The sequence below is a fragment of the Streptomyces sp. NPDC102490 genome (genome assembly GCF_044765285.1).
Taxonomy (GTDB): domain Bacteria; phylum Actinomycetota; class Actinomycetes; order Streptomycetales; family Streptomycetaceae; genus Streptomyces.
Map to the genome: position 1 here is coordinate 339,939 of NZ_JBIWJU010000002.1, position 18,814 is coordinate 358,752.

General features: G+C 75.8%; 18 protein-coding genes. 5 read left to right on the forward strand and 13 right to left on the reverse strand.

Going from position 1 to position 18,814, the window contains the following annotated elements; all coding sequences use genetic code 11:
- Positions 1 to 33: 33 nt before the first annotated feature.
- Positions 34 to 210 (reverse strand): hypothetical protein, encoded by a 177-nt coding sequence (locus tag ACIRGB_RS05010; protein ID WP_403858711.1) that lies wholly within the window; start codon positions 208 to 210, stop codon positions 34 to 36.
- Between the two features lie 112 nt (positions 211 to 322).
- On the opposite strand from ACIRGB_RS05010, the gene ACIRGB_RS05015 reads away from it, so the two are divergent.
- Positions 323 to 1,672 carry a helix-turn-helix domain-containing protein gene (locus tag ACIRGB_RS05015; protein ID WP_403858713.1) on the forward strand — a complete coding sequence of 450 codons (1,350 nt, stop codon included), beginning with the start codon at positions 323 to 325 and terminating at the stop codon, positions 1,670 to 1,672.
- A 36-nt stretch (positions 1,673 to 1,708) separates the two neighbouring features.
- On the opposite strand, the gene ACIRGB_RS05020 is transcribed toward ACIRGB_RS05015, so the two are convergent.
- The 5 genes from ACIRGB_RS05020 to ACIRGB_RS05040 form a co-directional block, all read right to left on the reverse strand.
- A complete protein-coding gene (locus ACIRGB_RS05020; protein ID WP_403858715.1) occupies positions 1,709 to 2,605 on the reverse strand; it encodes a hypothetical protein in 897 nt (298 codons plus the stop codon).
- A 156-nt stretch (positions 2,606 to 2,761) separates the two neighbouring features.
- Positions 2,762 to 4,432: a glycoside hydrolase family 13 protein gene (locus ACIRGB_RS05025; RefSeq protein ID WP_403858717.1), complete on the reverse strand. Its 1,671-nt coding sequence runs from the start codon at positions 4,430 to 4,432 to the stop codon at positions 2,762 to 2,764.
- Between the two features lie 100 nt (positions 4,433 to 4,532).
- Positions 4,533 to 5,513, reverse strand: a complete 981-nt coding sequence (locus ACIRGB_RS05030; protein WP_403858719.1) for a nucleoside hydrolase — start codon at positions 5,511 to 5,513, stop codon at positions 4,533 to 4,535.
- Between the two features lie 111 nt (positions 5,514 to 5,624).
- Positions 5,625 to 6,848, reverse strand: coding sequence for a threonine--tRNA ligase (gene thrS, locus ACIRGB_RS05035; RefSeq protein ID WP_403858721.1), 1,224 nt, complete (start codon positions 6,846 to 6,848; stop codon positions 5,625 to 5,627).
- 276 nt (positions 6,849 to 7,124) lie between these two features.
- Positions 7,125 to 7,496: a DUF6479 family protein gene (locus ACIRGB_RS05040; RefSeq protein WP_403858723.1), complete on the reverse strand. Its 372-nt coding sequence runs from the start codon at positions 7,494 to 7,496 to the stop codon at positions 7,125 to 7,127.
- 134 nt (positions 7,497 to 7,630) lie between these two features.
- Here ACIRGB_RS05040 and ACIRGB_RS05045 point away from each other — a divergent pair, with 134 nt between their 5' ends.
- A complete protein-coding gene (locus ACIRGB_RS05045) occupies positions 7,631 to 9,298 on the forward strand; it encodes a right-handed parallel beta-helix repeat-containing protein (protein WP_403858725.1) in 1,668 nt (555 codons plus the stop codon).
- A 24-nt stretch (positions 9,299 to 9,322) separates the two neighbouring features.
- On the opposite strand, the gene ACIRGB_RS05050 is transcribed toward ACIRGB_RS05045, so the two are convergent.
- From ACIRGB_RS05050 to ACIRGB_RS05060, 3 genes are read right to left on the reverse strand one after another with little or no spacing between them, the layout of a single operon-like run.
- Entirely contained in the window at positions 9,323 to 10,201 is an 879-nt protein-coding gene (locus ACIRGB_RS05050) for a serine hydrolase (protein WP_403858727.1), read from the reverse strand.
- Positions 10,198 to 10,848, reverse strand: coding sequence for a hypothetical protein (locus tag ACIRGB_RS05055; protein ID WP_403858729.1), 651 nt, complete (start codon positions 10,846 to 10,848; stop codon positions 10,198 to 10,200). Before ACIRGB_RS05055 ends, ACIRGB_RS05050 begins: the two co-directional genes overlap by 4 nt.
- Complete coding sequence (locus ACIRGB_RS05060; RefSeq protein WP_403858731.1) at positions 10,845 to 11,777, reverse strand: LysR family transcriptional regulator; 933 nt, start codon at positions 11,775 to 11,777, stop codon at positions 10,845 to 10,847. The genes ACIRGB_RS05055 and ACIRGB_RS05060 overlap by 4 nt, the downstream gene beginning before the upstream one ends.
- Positions 11,778 to 11,976: 199 nt before the next feature.
- Here ACIRGB_RS05060 and ACIRGB_RS05065 point away from each other — a divergent pair, with 199 nt between their 5' ends.
- Both ACIRGB_RS05065 and ACIRGB_RS05070 read left to right on the forward strand, forming a co-directional pair.
- Positions 11,977 to 12,972: an alpha/beta hydrolase family esterase gene (locus ACIRGB_RS05065; RefSeq protein WP_403858733.1), complete on the forward strand. Its 996-nt coding sequence runs from the start codon at positions 11,977 to 11,979 to the stop codon at positions 12,970 to 12,972.
- A 17-nt stretch (positions 12,973 to 12,989) separates the two neighbouring features.
- Positions 12,990 to 14,645 (forward strand): penicillin-binding transpeptidase domain-containing protein, encoded by a 1,656-nt coding sequence (locus ACIRGB_RS05070; protein ID WP_403858735.1) that lies wholly within the window; start codon positions 12,990 to 12,992, stop codon positions 14,643 to 14,645.
- Between the two features lie 51 nt (positions 14,646 to 14,696).
- Here the strand turns inward: ACIRGB_RS05070 and ACIRGB_RS05075 are convergent, their stop codons facing one another.
- A complete protein-coding gene (locus tag ACIRGB_RS05075; RefSeq protein ID WP_403858737.1) occupies positions 14,697 to 15,836 on the reverse strand; it encodes a cytochrome P450 in 1,140 nt (379 codons plus the stop codon).
- A 119-nt stretch (positions 15,837 to 15,955) separates the two neighbouring features.
- Here ACIRGB_RS05075 and ACIRGB_RS05080 point away from each other — a divergent pair, with 119 nt between their 5' ends.
- Positions 15,956 to 16,903, forward strand: coding sequence for a TetR/AcrR family transcriptional regulator (locus tag ACIRGB_RS05080; protein ID WP_403858739.1), 948 nt, complete (start codon positions 15,956 to 15,958; stop codon positions 16,901 to 16,903).
- A 12-nt stretch (positions 16,904 to 16,915) separates the two neighbouring features.
- Here the strand turns inward: ACIRGB_RS05080 and ACIRGB_RS05085 are convergent, their stop codons facing one another.
- From ACIRGB_RS05085 to ACIRGB_RS05095, 3 genes are all read right to left on the reverse strand, one after another.
- Entirely contained in the window at positions 16,916 to 17,134 is a 219-nt protein-coding gene (locus tag ACIRGB_RS05085; protein WP_403858741.1) for a twin-arginine translocase TatA/TatE family subunit, read from the reverse strand.
- 106 nt (positions 17,135 to 17,240) lie between these two features.
- Complete coding sequence (locus ACIRGB_RS05090; RefSeq protein WP_403858743.1) at positions 17,241 to 17,696, reverse strand: tellurite resistance TerB family protein; 456 nt, start codon at positions 17,694 to 17,696, stop codon at positions 17,241 to 17,243.
- Positions 17,697 to 17,772: 76 nt separating this feature from the next.
- Positions 17,773 to 18,783, reverse strand: coding sequence for a sporulation protein (locus ACIRGB_RS05095; protein ID WP_403859306.1), 1,011 nt, complete (start codon positions 18,781 to 18,783; stop codon positions 17,773 to 17,775).
- Between the last annotated feature and the right edge of the window lie 31 nt (positions 18,784 to 18,814).

The following is an 18,814-nucleotide window of genomic DNA, read 5'->3' on the forward strand; positions in this document are numbered from 1 at the left end:
CGTGCTCTGCCGGCCCGGTCCGCCTCGCGCCCCTCAGCGGTGCACCGGGGCCGGTTCGCCCAGGTGCGGGGCGCTCCCGTCGGCCGGTGCGGGGGAGCCGCTCGCGGCCGTCGGGCCCGCGTTCCCGGCCAGCAGCAGGCAGGCCACGGCGGTGAGGGCCGCGGCGAGGGCTCTGGCGTAGCGTTCGGCGGTGCGGGAGCGTACGGGCACGGCGTCCTCTGGGGGATGAGGGAGTGTGTCAAGCGCGGTTAAGCGCGCTTAATACACCGTTTAACCTAGAGCCGTCCGAGCCGAACGGCAAGAGCCTCAGGGGGCGTTGGCAGTGGGGGACCGTGACGACCGAAACGCCATCGGACGCCGGGTGCAGCGGCTGCGGGCCGAGCGCGGGATGACCCAGCGCCAGCTCGCGGAACCGGCGTACACACCCGCCTACATCTCCACCCTGGAGGCCGGTCGCGTCCGCCCCTCCGACGAGGCGCTGCGGCACCTCGCCGAGCGGCTCGGCGTCGGTTACGAGGAGCTGGCCACCGGACGCCCCGCCCGCCTCGCCACCGACCTGCGGCTCAGGCTCACCGAGGCGCAGCGCACCCTCGCCACCGAGGGCGCCGAGGAGGCGGCCGGGCAGTACACCGAGCTGCTCGCCGAGGCCGAGGCGTACGAGCTGGCCGAGGAGCGGGCCGCCGCGCTGCTCGGGCTCGGCGAGTGCGCCGTGGAGACCGGCGAACTGACCGCCGGACGGGAGTACTTCGAGCGGGCCGAGCAGTGCCTCGTGGCGGCCGGCGCCCCGCTGCCCGCCCGGGTCCCCGCGCTGCGCGGCCGGGCGCTCGCCCACTACCTCGCCGGTGAACTGCGCTACGCCGTCTACCTGCTGGAGTCCACCCTCGACGAGCTGAACCGCGGCGGCCTGCACGACCCCGACGCGCTGCTGCTGCTCTACGCCAGCGCCATCGGCCCGTACATGGACATGGGCGCCCACGCGCGGGCCGCCCAGGCCGCCGAACTCGCCCTCTCCCTCGCCCCCAGCGCCGGGGACCCCGCCCTGGTGGCCCGCATGCACCGCTCCGTCGCCCGCACCCTGCTCGCCGAGGGCCGCCTCGCCGAGGCCGACGCCTCGCTCGCCAAGGCGGCCGAGCTGTACCGCACGCTGCACCTGCGCACCGAGCTGGCCAACTGCCACTGGATGCGCGGCTACGTCTGCGCCCAGAACGGCGAACTCCCGCGCGCCGAGGCGGAGATGCGCGAGGCCCTCGGCATGCTCTCGGCCACCCGCGCCGCCCTCTACAGCAGCCAGGTCGCCGTCGAACTGGCCGACGTGCTGCACCGGCGCGGCAAGTCCGAGGAGGCCGCGGAACTGCTGCACGGCGTCCTCGACGACCTCTCCTCCGAGCGCGGCGCCGTGCACTCCGCGGGCGCCCACCGGCTGCTCGGCATCATCGCCGAGGACGCCCGGGACACCGAGGCCGCCGAGGAGCACTACGTCCGTGCGCTGAGCCTGCTGGAGCGGGCCGGCGCCGCCGGTGACCTGGCCGACCTGTGCCGGCTCCTGGGCGACCTGCTGCGCCGCACCGGCCGCGTGGAGGCCGCCCTGGACGCGTACCGCACCGGCCTCGGGCACCGCACCGCGCCCGGCACGACCACCCTGGGCCCGGCGCCCGCACAGCCGCCGCTGTAGCCCCGGCCAGCGCCCGGCCGGTGCCTTGCCGGGGGCTCACACCTGGGCCCGGCCCTGTCGCCGGGCCTCCGTCAGGCGTCCGGTGCCGGCCTCGACGGACGTCAGGGTGGCGTCGTCGGCCGGTTCGCCGAGGGTGCCGTTGGTGAGGCTGATCGCGTCGTCGCCGACGCGGACGGCGACGAGGTCCACGGTGAGGACCCCGCCCCGGGTGCCCGCCTCGGTGTCCGCCCCGGTGTCCTCCGGGTCCGTCCCGGTGTCCGCCTCCGGGTCCGCCCCGGTGTCCGTCGCGTCGTCCGGTGCCGCGCCGCTCACCGTCACCCGCAGGCCCCGGCGGGCGTCCCCCGCGTCCGGCAGCGGCAGTGCGGTCACCCGGACGTCCCGGGTGGTGCCGTCGGCGGCGGCCCGCGCCGCGAAGTGTCCGCACGTGTCCGGCAGCGTCCCGAGCCAGGCCAGCGTCCGGTCCAGGTCGGCGGCGCGGTAGGAGGTGACCCGGTAGTGCAGCTGGGCCCCGCCGTCCGCGTCGTCCAGGGCGGCCGTGGCCCGGGGCGCGGTGGCGGGGTCCGCGCCGAAGAGGTCCTCGGTGTAGAGGACGTCCAGCAGCCGTCGGCAGTCGGACCGTCCGGCGGTGGCCTTGAGCAGCTCGTCGCGCCAGGTTGCGGCACCCCGCGTGGGCGCCCACGCCTCCCCCAGGTCGGCCGCCGTGATCAGGGCCGCCCGCGCCTGCCCCCGGGTGAGCACCGGCGGCAGGCCCGGTGACGCGAGCGCGGCCGGGGACCGCGCGGGCGGCGGCGCCGTGCCGGCCGGCCGGTCCGTCCCCCGCCCGCCGACGGCGCAGGCGGTCGCCGTCAGCGCCAGCACCGCCGCGAGCGCGGCGCCGAGCAGCGGGCGGGCGCCGGGGACGGGCGACGGGCGGGCGGCGGGGGCGTGCTGCATCGGTGCCTCCTGGAGGGCCGGTGCGACCGGCGCCGGTCAGGATCGGTCACCCCTCCACGCCACCACCGTCCCCGCCCCGCCACCAGCGCGCGCGGCCGTCCGGGTGAGCGTGCCCGGCGACCGCGGCCGGGACCGGCTACCGGCCCGGCCGCACCGTTACAGACCCAGCCACACCGTCGTGTCCGGGCCGAGCCGGCCGTCCTCCAGCGGCGCGCTGCTCAGCAGCACCTCGCCGGCGGGCAGGTCCACCGCCCGGCCGGAGAGGTTGGTGACGCAGCGCCAGCCGTCCGAGCGGTCGAACCGCAGCACTCCCGCCGGGACGTCGTCCGACCAGGTCAGCGACTCGCCGTCGAGCAGCTTGCGGCGCAGCCGCAGGGCCGTGCGGTACAGCTCCAGCGTCGAGCCCGCCACCCCGTCCTGGGCCTGGACGGCGTACGCCGCGAAGTCCGGCGGCTGCGGCAGCCACGCCCCGCCCGCGCCGAAGCCGTACGAGGGCCCCTCCGTCGTCCAGGGCAGCGGCACCCGGCAGCCGTCGCGGCCCTTGCGGACGTGGCCGGTCTGCTCCCAGATCGGGTCCTGGAGGACCTCGGTGGGCAGGTCGGCCACCTCGGGCAGCCCCAGCTCCTCGCCCTGGTAGAGGTAGGCCGAGCCGGGCAGCGCCAGCATCAGCAGCGTCGCCGCGCGGGCCCGGCGCAGCCCGGCCGCCGGGTCGACGGCGGGCGCGTGGCCGCCGGACAGCAGCCAGGCGTCGGTGTCCGTGTCCGGCGGCAGGACCAGGCGGGTGGCGTGCCGGACGACGTCGTGGTTGGACAGCACCCAGGTCGCCGAGGCGCCGGCGGCCCGCGCGTCGGCCAGCGAGCCGGTGATGACCTCGCGCAGCTCGGCCGCGTCCCAGCCGGTCTGGAGGTACTCGAAGTTGAAGGCCTGGCCGAGTTCGTCCGGGCGGGCGTAGAGGACGCGCCGGGGGCCCGGTACCCAGGCCTCGGCGACGGCCGTGCGGGGCGGGGTGTAGGCGTCGAGGATCTTGCGCCAGTCGCGGTAGACCTCGTGGACCTCGTCGCGGTCGTAGAAGGGGTGGGTGCCCGGCGCGAACCGGTCGAGGGCCGCCTCGCCGCTCAGCTCGGGGGCGCCGAGGTCGCGCAGCGGCTCGGTCAGGTCCTTGACCAGCGCGTGCGCGACGTCCACGCGGAACCCGTCGACGCCCCGGTCGCACCAGAACTTCAGCGTGGTGCGGAAGTCGGCGCGGACCTGTTCGTTCTCCCAGTTCAGGTCGGGCTGTTGGGGGGCGAACAGGTGCAGGTACCACTGTCCGTCGGGCACCCGCTGCCAGGCGCTGCCGCCGAAGACGGACTGCCAGTCGGTGGGCGGGAGTTCGCCGTGCGCGCCGCGGCCGTCGCGGAAGACGTACCGGTCGCGGGCGGCCGATCCCGGGCCGGCGGCCAGGGCCTCCCGGAACCAGGCGTGGCGGTGCGAGGTGTGGTTGGGGACCAGGTCGACGATCACCTTCAGGCCCAGCCGGTGGGCCTCGGCGGCCATCGCGTCGAAGTCGTCCAGGGTGCCCAGGCGCGGGTCGACGTCGCGGTAGTCGTCGACGTCGTAGCCGCCGTCGGCGAGTTCGGAGGGGTAGAAGGGGCTGAGCCAGAGGGCGTCGACGCCGAGGGCGGCCAGGTGGGTCAGGCGCTGGGTGACGCCGCGCAGGTCGCCGAGCCCGTCGCCGTCGGCGTCGGCGAAGCTGCGGGGATAGACCTGGTAGATCACGGCCTGCCGCCACCAGTTGGGGTCCTTGGACGACAGATCGGGGGTGCTGGTGGTGCTGCGTACGGTCACGCGGCCTCCTTCGCGGTACGTGCGGGCGACACGAACTGATCTGGTACGTCTGTCCAGATCACCCGAAAAGCGAACCCGCGCGCCCGCGACGCGCCGGTGGTTACGCCTCCGTGCGCTCGACCGTGCCGAGGTACAGGTCCACGTACCGGGTGACGTCCACGTCCAGGGCCACGTCGACGAGGGGCTGTTCGCGCATGCCGTCGTGCAGTTCGGACTCGCCGACGCGCAGCCGCCGGTCGACGAGGGTCTGGCCGCGGGCGGGGCCGGGGGCCAGGGACACCTCGACGGGCAGCCGGTGCGTGGTCAGGCCCGCCGGGTCGATCACCGCGCAGACCGCGCCCGCGTCGCCGAGCCCGCCGCCGGGGTCCGTGGCGTCGGTGGCGGGGCCGCGGTGGGCGAGCAGCTCCCCGGCGAGCCGGGTGCCGGGCTCGGCGCTCGCGCGCAGCCGCCGTACGTCCGCGCCGGGCACGATCACCCGCTCGAACACGTCCAGGCCGTACATGGTGATCGGCACCCCGGCGGTGAGCAGGATCGCCGCGGCCTCCGGGTCGTGCCACACGTTGAACTCGGCGACCGGCGTCGCGTTCCCGGTGGCCACCGCGCCGCCCATGAACACGATCCGCTCGATGTTGCGGGTGACCTCGGGGTGGGTGCGCAGCAGCAGCGCGATGTTGGTCAGCGGCGCGGTGGGGATCAGGGTGACCGGGCGCGGGGAGACGAGGATCTCCCGGCGCAGCAGCGTCACCGCGTCCACGTCGGCGGGGGTGCGGGTGGGCGCGGGCAGCCCGAGGTCGCCCATGCCGTCGGCCCCGTGCACGTGCCGCGCGGTGCGCACGCCCTCGATCAGCGGCCGCTCGGCACCCCGGGCGACCGGAACGTCCGGGGCGCCGGCCCGCTCCAGCACGGTCAGCGTGTTCCGTACGACCCCGGCCACGTCCGTGTTCCCGGCCACGCAGGTGACCGCGCGCAGGTCCAAACGCGGGTGGCGGACCGCCAGCAGCAGGGCCAGGGCGTCGTCGATGCCGGTGTCGCAGTCGATGATCACCGGGATGGTCTGCTGCTGCTCGGACTCGGTGCTCACGGCCGGGGCTCCTTGTGCTTCGCGGGGGACGCCGATGCGGCGACCTTACGCGGACGCGACCGCGTCCCCCGGCCCGGCGGGGTGCGGGGCCGCTTCGGCAGGAGGGCGGGCTCAGTCGGAGGGCCACAATTCCGGGCCGCGGGCCTCGACCCGTTCGGTGATGCGGCGCAGGAGTTCGGTGCCGGGCAGCGGGCCCGGGCGGCGTCCGTCGCGCAGGCGTACGTCGACCAGGTCGCCGTCCCGCGCCTCCCGCGCGCCGATCACCGCCTGGTACGGCACCTTCCGCGCCGCCCGCACCCGGGCGCCGAGGCTGCCGCGCTCCGGGTCGGCGAGCTCGGCCCGCAGCCCCAGCTCGGCGGCCTGCCGTACGAGGGCGTGCGCCGCCTCCCGCTGCGCCCCGGCCACCGGCAGCACCACCAGCTGCACCGGGGCCAGCCACGCCGGGAACGCGCCGCCGTGCACCTCGATCAGGTGGGCGACCGCTCGTTCCACGCTGCCGATGACGCTGCGGTGCACCAGGACCGGGCGCCGCCGGGTGCCGTCGGGGGCGAGGTAGCGCAGGCCGAAGCGTTGGGGCTGGTGGAAGTCGATCTGGACGGTCGACAGGGTCGACTCGCGGCCCGCCAGGTCCTCGATCTGCACGTCGATCTTCGGGCCGTAGAAGGCCGCCTCGCCCTCCACCGCCTCGTACGGCAGCCCGTCCAGGGCCTCTTCGAGCAGCGCGGTGGACCGCCGCCACAGCTCCGGATCGGCGACGTACTTGCCGCCGGGGCCCGGCAGGGACAGGCGGTAGCGGGCGGCCCGGATGCCGAGGTCGGCGTGGGCGCGGCGGATGAGCCCGAGGGCGGTGCGGGCCTCGTCGGCGGCCTGGTCCGGGGTGCAGAAGATGTGCGCGTCGTTGAGGTGGATGGCCCGCACGCGGGTCAGTCCGCCGAGGACGCCGGACGGCTCGGAGCGGTACATCGCGCCCAGCTCGGCGATGCGCAGGGGCAGTTCGCGGTGGCTGCGGGAGCGGGAGCGGTAGACCAGGGCGTGGTGGGGGCACAGGCTCGGCCGCAGCACGACCTCCTCGGCGCCCAGCGCCATCGGCGGGAACATGTCGTCGCGGTAGTGCTCCCAGTGCCCCGAGATCTCGTACAGCTCGCGTTTGCCGAGCACGGGCGAGTAGACGTGCCGGTAGCCGGCCCGGCGCTCCGCGTCGCGGACGTACTCCTCCAGGGTGTGGCGGACGACCGCGCCGTCGGGCAGCCAGTACGGCAGGCCCGCGCCCATGAGGGGGTCGGTGTCGAACAGCGCCAGTTCGCGGCCGAGCCGCCGGTGGTCCTCGCGGTGCATGGTGGTCTCCCTCGGAACGGTCCACAGGACGAGCACCACGCGACGAAGCCCCGGGGCGTTCGCCCCGGGGCTTCGGACTTCTGGTCAGCAGTCAGCGCGCCGGGACGGTCCCCGGCGTCGTCATCAAGGACGGACAGGCGCGCTTCATGGGGGTGACGGTACGGGGGGCCGGGCGCGGACGCGAGCGAGTTTCCTCCCGGACGGGACGGGACGGGACGGGGCGAGACGGGACGGCGCACGAGCACCGGCTCGGCGGGGGTGGGGCCGCCCGCGTCCTCAGACGTGTCCCGGCCCGCCGCTGCCGAAGGCTCCGCTCGACCCCGGCAGCCAGCGGCGCCGCTTCTGGTCGTCGCAGCGGCGGCTGCCCGAGTGGTGCAGCTCGTAGGGCATGAGCCGCGGGCTCCCGTCACTGTTCAGCGGGATCTCGTCGGGTTCGCGCATCTCCCGTTCCTCGCGGACGGCCCCGGTGGCCGGGAGGTGCGGCTGTTCGTCGGCGCGGGGGCGGTCCGGCTCCCGGTCCATGACCCGCATGCCGATGCGTACGGCCCAGACCAACGCCCCGGCGATCACCAGTCCGATGATGAAGACCACGATCACTTTGAGCCCGCCCGAAGGCGCGGCCAGCAGTACATACGTTGCCGTACTCATGTTCTGATTATGTACCCCCAAATGAGATAAAGCGCCTGATATGTCCCCGTGATGTGCGCGGGTCCGTGCGCGCGATTGGGACGGGCCGGTGGCTGGTACCCGGTCGGCGCGGGCGAGGGCGGAAGGAGCAGCCCATGAGCATGCCGTTGACGGCGGAAGCCCAGGAGTACGGCCTGGTCGGGGACGGGGCCGCCGACGACCGGTCCGCCCTCCAGAAGCTGGTGGACGCGCTGGGCGACGCCACCGCCGAGGACGGGCGGCCGCGCACCGTGCGCGTACCCGCCGGGCGGTACGTGATCCGGGACCGGCCGGTGCGCTGGCGCAGCGGCGTCTCGCTGGTCGGCGCCGGACGCGGTGCCACGTGCTTCGCGCTCGCCAACCCGGGCGCCCCCACGCAGCCGGTGCCCCTGGCCTGGTTCACCGCCGCGCAGCACGGCGCGGGGCGGGACCGTCCCATCGCGGACGTCACCTTCGCCCACTTCGAGATCGACGGGTTGGGGGTGGCGACCGAGGAGTACGAGGTGCTGGCCAAGGGACTGGGCCTGCAATACGTGCTGCGCGGGCGCTTCAGCGACCTCTACATCCACGACACCGCCGCCACCGGCTTCGGGTGCGACTTCCTCCAGGACACGGTGGTGGAGGGGGTGCTGGCGGAGCGGTGCGGACGGCAGGACCCCGGCGAGAAGATGGGCGGCGCGGGCATCGGGATCGGGGTCGGCGGATGGGGGCCGGTCGAACGGCTGGCGGTGACCGACTGCACCGCGCGCGGCAACGGCACCAACGGCATCTTCCTGGAACTCCAGCAGGACGACTGGGTCCCGCCCCGCGGCATCCGGGTCACCGCCTGCCACACCGAGGACAACCGCTACGGCATCTCCGACTGGGGCGCCGACGGCCTCCTGGTCACCGGCTGCACGATGCTCGGCAACCACGTCGCCGGGTTCGACGTGTCGGCGCAGGGCACGACGAGCGTCGGCGGGCGCGGCGGCCTCGTCACCGGGTGCGTGATCGACGGCAACGCGGGGGACGGGATCGCGCTGGGCAACACCCCCGGTCCGTACGGCTTCCACGGCAACCGGGTCGGCGGCAACGGGCGGTACGGCTACTGGCAGCACAACCTGGCCGGCGGCGACCAGGAGCCCGCCACGGACATCGTCCTGGAGTCCAACGACATCCACGGCAACGCGCTGGACGGCATCCGCGTCGACGCCCCGCTGCACGAGCCCGCGATCTTCGGCAACCGGATCCGGGGCAACGGCCGCCGAGCGGCGCCGGAAGCGGACGGGGGCGGCGAGGGCGTCCACTGCGGGCCGCTGTCGCTGACCGACGAGCGGGCCGACTGGCTTCCGGGCGGCCACCGCGGCAAGGAGCTGACGGTCGGCGGCGGTCCCGCAGGGGCCGAGGGCACCACCGAGGTCACGGCGGAGGTCAACGCCGAGGTCACCGCCGTGGTCGTCGACAATACCGCGACCCGGCTCACCCTCGCCCCGGTGCGCCCGGGCGCCGACACCGCGTGGCCCGACGGCACCCCCGCGCCCGGCACCGCCTACCGCCTCCCGGACTCCCCGGCCCCGCGTGCCGGTCTCACCGCCGCCGCTGCCGTGATCCACCCGTACGTGCACGGCAACCGCGTCCGGGACGACGGGCACCCCCGCACCCAGCTCCACGCCGTGTGGATCGCGCCCGGGGCCGTCTGGACCGGCGGCCGGGTCTCCGGCAACGACTTCAGCGGCAACGGCTCGGCGTCGACCCGTTTCGACTCGGCGCCCAGCGGCGGGCGCTGGCGCGACAACGCGTCCTGACGCGCGGACCCCCTCAGGGCCCCCTCATGGTGCCCGCAGTGCGTCCACCGCGATCCGGGCCGCGGTGCCGATCACCGCGTCCGCCGCCGGGAGCACGGCCGCCGTGTGGGCGGTGCGGGTGAAGACGGCCACGGCGTAGCGGCCGCCGTCGGGGTATTCGACGACGCCGACCTCGTTGCGCAGGGTGGGCAGGCTGCCGGTCTTGCCGGCCACGTGCACGTCGTCGAAGGGGAAGCCCGAGGCCAGGCGGTGCGGCCAGACCTGGAGGCCCATGATCCGGCGCATCGCGTCGCCGTACTCGGGCGGGCAGGTCTCGTCCCGCCACAGGGCGCCGAGCAGGCGGGTCATGTCGCGGGGGGTGCTGTGGTTGGTGCGGGCCGGGTCCAGGGCGCGCAGGCGGGTGATGACGTGCGGGTCGGTCAGCGCCCGGGCACCGGCGGGCCCGGCGTCCTCGCGCATGGTGCCCAGCATCTCGCCGAAGCCGTACACCGCCCGCGTCCGGGTGAGGCCGAGCCGGGCCGCGGTGCGGTTGACGGCGTCCAGGCCGACCCGGCGCAGTAGCAGGTCGGCGGCGGTGTTGTCGCTGACGGACATCATCAGGTACGCGGCGTCGCGCAGCGACAGCCGGACCGGGTCGAGCATGGCCGCGAGCCCGGTGGGGCCCGGGGTGCGTCCGGCGGGCGGGCACTCGACCTGCTCGGTGAGGTCCAGCTCCCCGGCCGCCGCCAGCTCGTGCAGCGTCACCAGTACACACAGCTTGTGGACACTGGCCGTGCAGACCGGCTGGTCCGCCCCGGCCCCGACCTGCGCCCCCGAGTCGATGTCCACGGCGTGCAGCCACCCGGTGACCCCGGCCCCGGCGAAGGCGGCGTCCAGCCGGGCGGCGGTAACGGTATCGGTCATGCCCGCACCTCCGGTGCCAAGTGGTACCCCGCAGCCCGAGCGCCCCCCGCGCCGACCGGGGCTTCCCGGAGGGCGTCGCCGGGCGCGGGGCGGGTGAGGGGCGTCGGGTGCCGGTGGTGGGCGGCGGGGTGCCCCGGGCGGTGGCTGAGCCGGGCGGTGTCGGTCATGGCCGGGTCTGCCTCGGGTGCCGGGCCGGGGGTCACCGGGTGGGTGACCTCCGCGAGGCACGCGATGGCCGGGGCTTCCCGGAGGGCGTCGCCGGGCGCGGGGCGGGCGGGGGGCGTCGGGTGCCGGCGGCGAGCAGCGTGGTGCGCCGGGCGGCGGCCGAGCGTGGCGGCGTCGGTCACGGCCGGGCCTGCCTCCGTCACCGGGCGGGTGACCTCCGCGACGCGCGCGACGACCGGGGCCTCCCGATGGGCGTCGTCGGGCGCGGGGTGGGTGAGGGGCGTCGGGTGCCGGCGGCGAGCAGCGTGGTGCGCCGGGCGGCGGCCGAGCGTGGCGGCGTCGGTCACGGCCGGGTCTGCCTCCGTCACCGGGTGGGTGACCTCCGCGACGCGCGCAATGGCCGGGGCTTGCCGGAGGGTGTCGGCGGGCGCGGGGTGGGTGAGGGGCCTCGGGTGGGGGCCGAAGGTGGCGGTGTCGGTCACAGCCAGTACTCCGATGCCGGGCGGAGGTGCAGGGGCCGGGCGGGGGTCTCGGGGTGGGCGTCGGCCGTGGTGCGCAGGGCGTGGGTGGCCGCGTCCGCGAAGGCGCCGACGGCGGCGTCGCCGCGCCCCTTGGGCCAGGCCGCGGAGTGCCGCCAGACGGGCGGCGCCCCGGCCAGCGGGCGCCAGACCAGGTCCTGGTCGCCGGGGGTCACGAGCCGGGTGTCGCGGGGGCCGAGGGCGACCGCCCCCGACGACAGGACCAGGCCGCGGACGAAGCTGGCGCCCTGGCCGTGCCGTACCGCGGCGGGCGTGTAGCCGCCCCGGGCGCAGGCGGTGAGCAGGTCGTCGTAGACCGCGGGGGCGTCGGCGCGCGGGAAGAGCACCAGGTCGTAGCCGGTGAGGGCGGCGAGCGGCACCGCGTCCAGCTCCGTCTGGGGCGCGCCGCGCGGCAGCAGTACGCCGAGGTCGCGGCGGAGCACCGGGCCCAGCTCCAGGCCGGTGACGTCGCACGGGTGGTGGATGAGGCCGACGTCCAGCTCGTGGGCGGCGAACCCGGCGAGCTGCTGGGCGGTGGTCAGCTCGTGCAGCTCCAGTTCGAGGCCCGCGTGCCGGCGGCGGAAGTCGGCCAGCAGCGCGGCGACCGTCTCGCCGGAGATGTCGGGGGACAGGGCGGCGCGCAGCAGACCGCTCTCGCCGTCCCGGATGCGGCGCGCGGCGGTCCGCAGCGCCTCGGCGCGGGCCAGCAGCTCACGCGCCTCGGCGAGCAGCAGCGTGCCCGCCTCGGTGATCGTCACCTGGCGGCTGGAGCGCTCGAAGAGCCGGACGCCCAGCTCCTTCTCCAGCCGCTGGATGCGCTGCGACAGGGGCGGCTGGGCCATGCCGAGCCGGGCGGCGGCACGCCCGAAGTGTGACTCTTCTGCAACAGCCACAAAGCACTCCAGGTGCCGCACCAGGTCCACGACCAGTAATCATATCGGTGCTTGATCGATCCGACATCCATATCGGTCTTGGACAGGGACTCGGCGGGGTTGCTCTCCTCGGGCCATGCGCTCCTTCCGTGACCGTGACAGTGACCGTGGTCGTGACCGTGACCCTCGCCTCGCGCCTCGCGCCCGCCGGTGGCCCGGCGTGCTGGCCCTCGCCCTCGTCCTCCCCCTGGCCGGCTGCGCCGCCGACACCGACGCAGATCCCGGCGCCGACTCCGGCCGCCCCACCGCGGCACCGTCGGCGAGCCGCCCGTCCGCCGCCGGTACGGGCACTCCGGCGCCGGAGGTCCGCGCCCGGCTCCGGGTGGACGGTGACACCCGCCAGTACCTCCTGCACCGGCCCGCCACCCCCACCGCCGACGACGGCTCGAGGCCCCTCCTCATCGCCTTCCACGGCCGCGGTGGCGACGCCGCCGAGCTGCGGGCGAAGTCCCGCCTGGAGCGGGCCGCCACCGCGCGCGGCATGCTCGTCGCCTTTCCCGAGGGCCTCGGCCACGGCTGGGCCGCCGGCACGCGGGCCACGAAGCAGCGCCCGGACCCCGGCCTGGACGTCCGCTTCACCGAGGCCCTGATCAAGCACCTGGTCCGCACCGAGCGCGCCGACCCCGACCGGGTCTACGTCACCGGGTTCTCCAACGGCGGCTCGATGGCCCTGCGCATGGCCGCCGAGCGCCCCGCCCTGCTGGCGGGCGCGGCCTCGGTCTCCGGCCAACTGCCCACCGGGTCCGCCGCGGTGGAGCCCACCGGGCCCGTCCCCGTCATGGTCGTCTACGGCGCCGACGACCCCGTACGGCCGCTCGCGGGCCTGCCCTCCCCGCCGCCGGACCCCGAGGAGCCGATCCTGCCGACCCGGTCGGCCCGGGACAGCGCGGCGGCGTTCGCGGCGGCCGGGGACGCGGGCAAGCCGGTCACCCGGGCGGAGAAGGGCTACGACCGGACGGTCTGGCGGCTCGGGAAGGACGCCCCCGGCGGCGACCGGCGGTCCGGCGGCGGCACCGTGCAACTCCTCGTCGTCGACGACGCCGGTCACACCTGGCCGGGCTCGACCGTTCCCCCGCCCGAGGGGTTCGGCCCCGTCAGCAAGGCCCTCGACGCCACCGACACGATCCTCGACTTCCTCACCGGCCCCGGCCGCTGACCGACAAGGACCTTCCCATGACCGACGCTCCCCACCTCACCGCTCCCCGCCCGAGCCCGCCTCGCCGCCGCAGGCCCCGCACCGGGGTCCGGGCCGTCGTCGCCGTGGGTGTGGTCCTCGCGGTCGCCGCGGGCGGCTCGTACGCCGCCGGGTTCGGCCCCTTCGCGCGCGGCGACGACGGACCCGACCCCGCCGCGATGAAGCAGGCGCGCGCCTTCCTCGCCGACTGGGCCGCCGGGCGCCTGCCGAGCGCGGCCGGCCGCACCACCGAGCCCGGCAAGGCACAGGAGGTCCTGCAGAGCTTCACCGCGGGCCTCGACATCGAGAAGCCGAAGCTGACGGCGGCGGACGACGGCGTGCAGGAGGACGAGGACGGCACCCTCGGCGTCCCCTTCACCGCCCGGATGCCGGTCACCGGCCTGGGCACCTGGACGTACGAGTCGCGGCTGCCGCTGCGCGAGCAGGACGACGGCGGCTGGAAGGTGGACTGGCGGCTGTCCCTGGTGCACCCGAGGCTGAGCGACACGGAGAAGTTCCGTCTGGAGCGCGAGGAGACCGCGCCGCCGAAGGTCACGGACCGGGAAGGGGCCTCCCTCGTCGGCGATGCGTACCCGTCCCTGGCCCCGCTCCTGGGGCGGCTCGCCGGTGACGCGGGCGGCGGCGGTCCGCGCGGCGCGGTCGAGCTGGTCGACCGGGCCAGCGGCGAGACCGTGCGCACCGAGGCGTCCTTCGGCAAGAAGCCCGACCCGGCGACGGCGGACCGGCCGGTGCGCACCACCCTGGACGCCGGCTGGCAGGCCGCCGCGGAGCAGGCCCTCGGGGAGGCCGACGGCAAGAACGCCTCCCTCGTCGCCCTGCGCGTCGACAACGGCGAGGTCCTCGCCCTCGCCAACTCGCCCTCCTCCGGCTTCAACCGCGCCGCCTCCGGCACCTACGCGCCCGGCTCCACCTGGAAGATCGTCACCAGCAGCGCCCTGCTGCTCAAGGACGCGGTCGCGCCCGACGACGTCGTGGACTGCCCCAAGTACCTGACGGTGGGCAAGGAGTTCCACAACGTGGAGACCTCCGAACACCCCGGCGCCACCTTCCGCAAGGACTTCACCGAGTCCTGCAACACCGCCTTCATCAGCCTGCGCGGCAAGCTCGACGACGCGGAGCTGGGGAAGGTCGCGCGCACCTACTTCGGGGTCGGCCAGGAGTGGCACGTCGGCATCCCGACGTACGACGGCTCGGTGCCGGTGCCCAAGGACGAGACGGAGAAGGCCGCGTCGATGATCGGGCAGGGCCGCGTCCAGGCCAACCCGCTGATCATGGCGTCGGTGACGGCCACCGCGGTGTCCGGCGAGTTCCACCAGCCGTCCGTCACCGCGGGCCACGAGAACGCCACCCGCACCGAGCCGCTCCCCGACGAGGTCGTCACCCAGCTGCGCGGGCTGATGCGGGCCACCGTCACCGACGGCACCGCGCGCGTCCTGGCCGACCTGCCGGGTGAGATCGGCGCCAAGACCGGTACCGCCGAGGTCTCCGACGACCAGGACAACAACGGCTGGCTGGTCGCCCACCGGGGCAACGTCGCCGTCGCGGCCGTCGTCGAGGAGGGCGTCACCGGCGGCGGCTCGGCGGGGCCGATCGTGCACAGCCTGCTGTCGGCCGTACCGGAGGACCCGTCGTGATCCCGGCCCCGGGCGGCCCCGGGGCCCGTGCCACCGGCGCCGGTCCGCGGCTCAGCCGAGCCGCACCGGCAGTTCCGTCAGCCCGCGCAGCAGGGTGCTGGTGCGCCAGGTGAGCGTGGCCGGGGCGGTGGCGAGGGCGAGCGCGGGGTGCCGTTCGAGGAGCAGGCGTACGGCGACGGCGGCCTCGACGCGGGCCAGCGGTGCGCCCAGGCAGTGGTGCGGGCCGTGGCCGAAACCGAGGTGGCCTCGCGGGCGGCGGCCGATGTCGAAGCGGTCGGGGTCGGGGTGGTGCGCCGGGTCACGGGAGGCGGCGGCGAGGGAGACGTGCACCGAGTCGCCCGCCGCGATCGCGGTGCCCGCCAGCTCCAGCGGCTCGGCCGCGTAGCGGAACGCGGAGGCGTGGACGGGGGAGTTGTAGCGCAGCGACTCCTCCACGGCGCTCTCGGTCAGCTCCGGCTCGGCGCGCAGGCGGGCGAGCTGGTCGGGGTGGGTGAGCAGGCTGTGGACGGTGGCGGAGATCAGGTTGACGGTCGTCTCGTGCCCGGCGACCAGGAGGAGGAAGGCCATCCCGAGCAGTTCCCCGGCGGTGAGTTCGCCGCCGTCGGCGGCGCCGACCAGGTCGCCGAGGAGCGTGCCGTCCGGGGTGCGGCGCTTGGCGTCGGTCAGCTCGGTGAGGTAGCCGGTCAGGGCGTCGGCCGCCGACCGGGCCGCCTCCGGCGAGGTGGGCATGACCAGCTCGTTCGACCAGGTGTGGAAGCCCCCGCGGTCGCTCTCCGGGACGCCCAGCACCTCGCAGATCACCGTGACCGGCAGCGGCAGCGCGTACCGGGCGACCAGGTCGGCCGTGCCCGTTCGCGGCAGGGCGTCCAGCAGGTCGCGCGCGATGTGCTCGACGCGCGGGCGCAGGGCGGCGGCCCGGCCCGGCGTGAAGTGCCCGGCCACCAGCCGGCGCAGGCGGGTGTGCTGCGGCGGGTCGCTCTGGAGCATGTTGTGGCCGATGGCGTGCCCGCCGTCGCTCCGCCAGGACGCGGAGTGCCGGATGTCGTTGCGCAGCCGCGGGTCGGCGAGCGCGGCCCGCGCCGCGTCGCGCGTCACCACCAGCAGGCTCTCCCCGCTGCCCGGCACGCACACCCGGTGCACGGCGCCCACGGCCCGCAGGGCGGCCAGTTCCTCGGGGGTGGGCGCGGTCATGGAGCCTCCAGGGGGAAGAAAGTTAAACGGGGAGTGCTCCCCACTTTCCTCGCCGACGATAGCATCGGCACCCGGAGCACGGGGAGCACTCCCCGGTTCGTACGATCCGGAGGGCGAGGATGACCGTCGGCGCACGCGACGGAGCGCCCCGGCAGCGACGCGACGCGCGGCGCAACCGGGAGCTTCTGCTGGAGGCGGCCCACGAGGTGTTCACCGAGCAGGGACTGGACGCGCCGCTGGACGTGATCGCGCGCCGGGCGGGGGTGGGCAACGCGACGCTCTACCGCCATTTCCCCACCCGCGCCGCCCTGGTGGACGCCGTCTTCCGGGACTCGCTGACGGGCACGATGGACGCCGGTGAGCAGGCCAGGAGGGCCCCGGACGCGTGGGCGGGGCTCACCGCCTACCTGGAGGTGGTCTTCCGCACCCTGGCCGCCGACCGCGGCTCCAACGACCTCATGACCACGCATCTGCGGGGCGTCGAGAGCCTGGAGGCCGTGCACGAGCACAACCGCCGGACCGTGGACGCGCTGCTGTCCCGCCTCCGCGACGAGGGCACCGTGCGCGCCGACGTCACCACCGAGGACGTGCTGTTCGGACTCGCGGCACTCGGCCGCGCGGTCCCGGCGCTGACCGCAGCGACGGCGACGCCGGGCGGGAGGGTGACGCTGGGCGCGACGGCGGCGCCGGGCGCGAGGGCGACGCTGGACGCGAGGGCGACCCCAGGCGCGACGACGAGTCCGGATGCGACGGCGAGCCCGGATGCGAGGGCGACGCTGGCCACGGCGGCGAGCCCGGACACGACGACGAGCCCGGACACGACGACGAGCCCGGACGCGGCCGCGACCGGGACGGCGCCCCCGGGCACGACGACGAGCCCGGACGCGACCGCGACCGCGCCGGATGCCTGGCGCCGGCCCCTCGCCCTGTTCCTGGCGGGTCTGCGCACCGCGCCGGCCGCCGGGCCCCTGCCCGCTCCCGCGCTCACCGCCGCCGAACTCGGCGAGGTGCTGCGCGAACTGGGCCCGCACCGCACCCGCGCCGGGGACCGCGAGCCCGGCGCGTGAGGCGGGCCGGCCTCAGCCCCGGGAGCCGGTGCCGGGGTCCTCGCGCCTGACCGTCTCGCCCTGGATGACGCGCGGCGTCCCCGGGGCGTCCGCGTCCCGCGTGGCGCGTGCCTCCGCCTTGAGGATGCGGGCCGACCTGCCCGCCGAGCGGGTCAGCTCGGGAAGCTTCTTGACGGCGATGACGGCCGCGACGACGACGAGAATGATCGCGAGCTCGCTGAGTCCGAACACGGCGCTCCCCTGGTGGACGTACGGTGCGGGCCCGCGGCACGGACCCGCACCCGGAATCTACGGCAAGGCCGGCGGGCCGGGGCGCGCCCCGGGCGCCCGCCGCCTCTCAGAGGTCGAACTCGTGCGGCGGCAGGTCGAGGGCGTAGCACGCCTCGCGGACCACGGCGCGCTCGTCCTTGTCGAAGTCCCCGTCGGCACCGCCGATCACGATGCCGATCTGGATCACGGCCCGCGCCTCCGCGGGCTTCTTCTTCGCCTTGGCGATCTCCTGGAGGATGCCGACCTTGCCGAAGGCGAAGTCGGCGGTCAGCTTGTCCAGGTTGGCCTCGAAGCGGCGGCGCAGGTCGTCGGCGGGGAAGTTCTGCAACACCTCGTTGGTCGAGATCAGCTGGGCGACCCGCTGCCGCTCCGAGGGGTCGACGCTGCCGTCGGCCGCGGCGACCAGCGCGCACATCGCCATGCTGGCGTCGCGGAAGGCACCGCTCTTGAGGTCGTTCTTCTTCGCCACGAGCTGCGTCTGCATCTGCGACGCGGACTCCTTGAAGCGGTCCCACAGGGCCATGAGAACTCCGTACTCCGTACCGGTCGGGCCGGAGTCGCAGGCGACCCCGATCCGTTGCTCTACATCACTGTAGAAGCTACCAGTCTTCCCCGTCCCCGTTCCCGTCCCCATCCTCGGAGTCGCCCTCGAAGAGGTCCCCCACCTCGTCGACGGCCTCGGTCGCCACCATCCCCACGGCGATGCCCGCCGCCCCGGCCATGACGGCGGCGCCGACCCCGGACTCGTGGCCGTACACCGCGTGGGAGCCGTAGGACGCGCGGTGCTCGACCAGCTCCTTGATCCAGCCGTCGACGAGGGCGGTCCAGCCCTGCGGCCCGGCGGGGCCCTCGTGCGGGACGGTGAAGCGGCTGACCGCGTCGTGGCCGCCGTGGCCGTCGGCGAACGGGCCGCCGCGCTTGTCCGCCTCCAGCACCACTTCGAGCGCACCCGGCACGGCCAGGAAGGTCAGCTCGATCTCGTCGGCCTGGTGGGCGTAGCGCGGGGGCGGGGTCAGCTCGATCTCCTGGTAGAACGGCAGCCGCTGCCCGGTGCCGCCGATGCGGCCGTACTCCAGGTCGGCGGAGCGGATGGTGAAACCGAGCCCGCCGAGGGCCTCCAGGACCGCCTCCTGGGCCGGGAGCGGCGTCACGGTGAGCGGGTCCAGGTCGCCCCGGTCCCGGGCGCCGGCGACGGCCAGCTCGGTGCGCACGCCGAGCACGATGCCCAGCGGCTGCCCGTGCAGCTCGGTGGCCGGGGTCTCCCAGGGCAGCGTCACCGCGAACGGGATGCTCGTCTCCTCGCCCGCCGCGAGCCGGAAGGACCCGCCGACGGTGTGCCGGTCGAAGACGACGACGCCCTCGCTGTCGACTCCCTCACGGCCGACCCCTACCCCGTCGACGCCCTCCCCGTGGCCGTGCTCCCGGTGCCCGGTCTCCACGCGGGCCACCAGCTCCAGCGCGACGTGCTCGACGTCCTGGTCGGCGCTGCCGCCGGCCAGGTGGACCCGGCCCGACAGCGTGCCCCCCGGCCGGGCGGCGCCCGGGTCGAGGACCGTGTCCACCGTGGGCCCGCCCACGCCGAGGGAACCGAGCAGCCGCTTGAACACCATCGAGGCGTTCACTCCTTCACTTTCGTGCGGG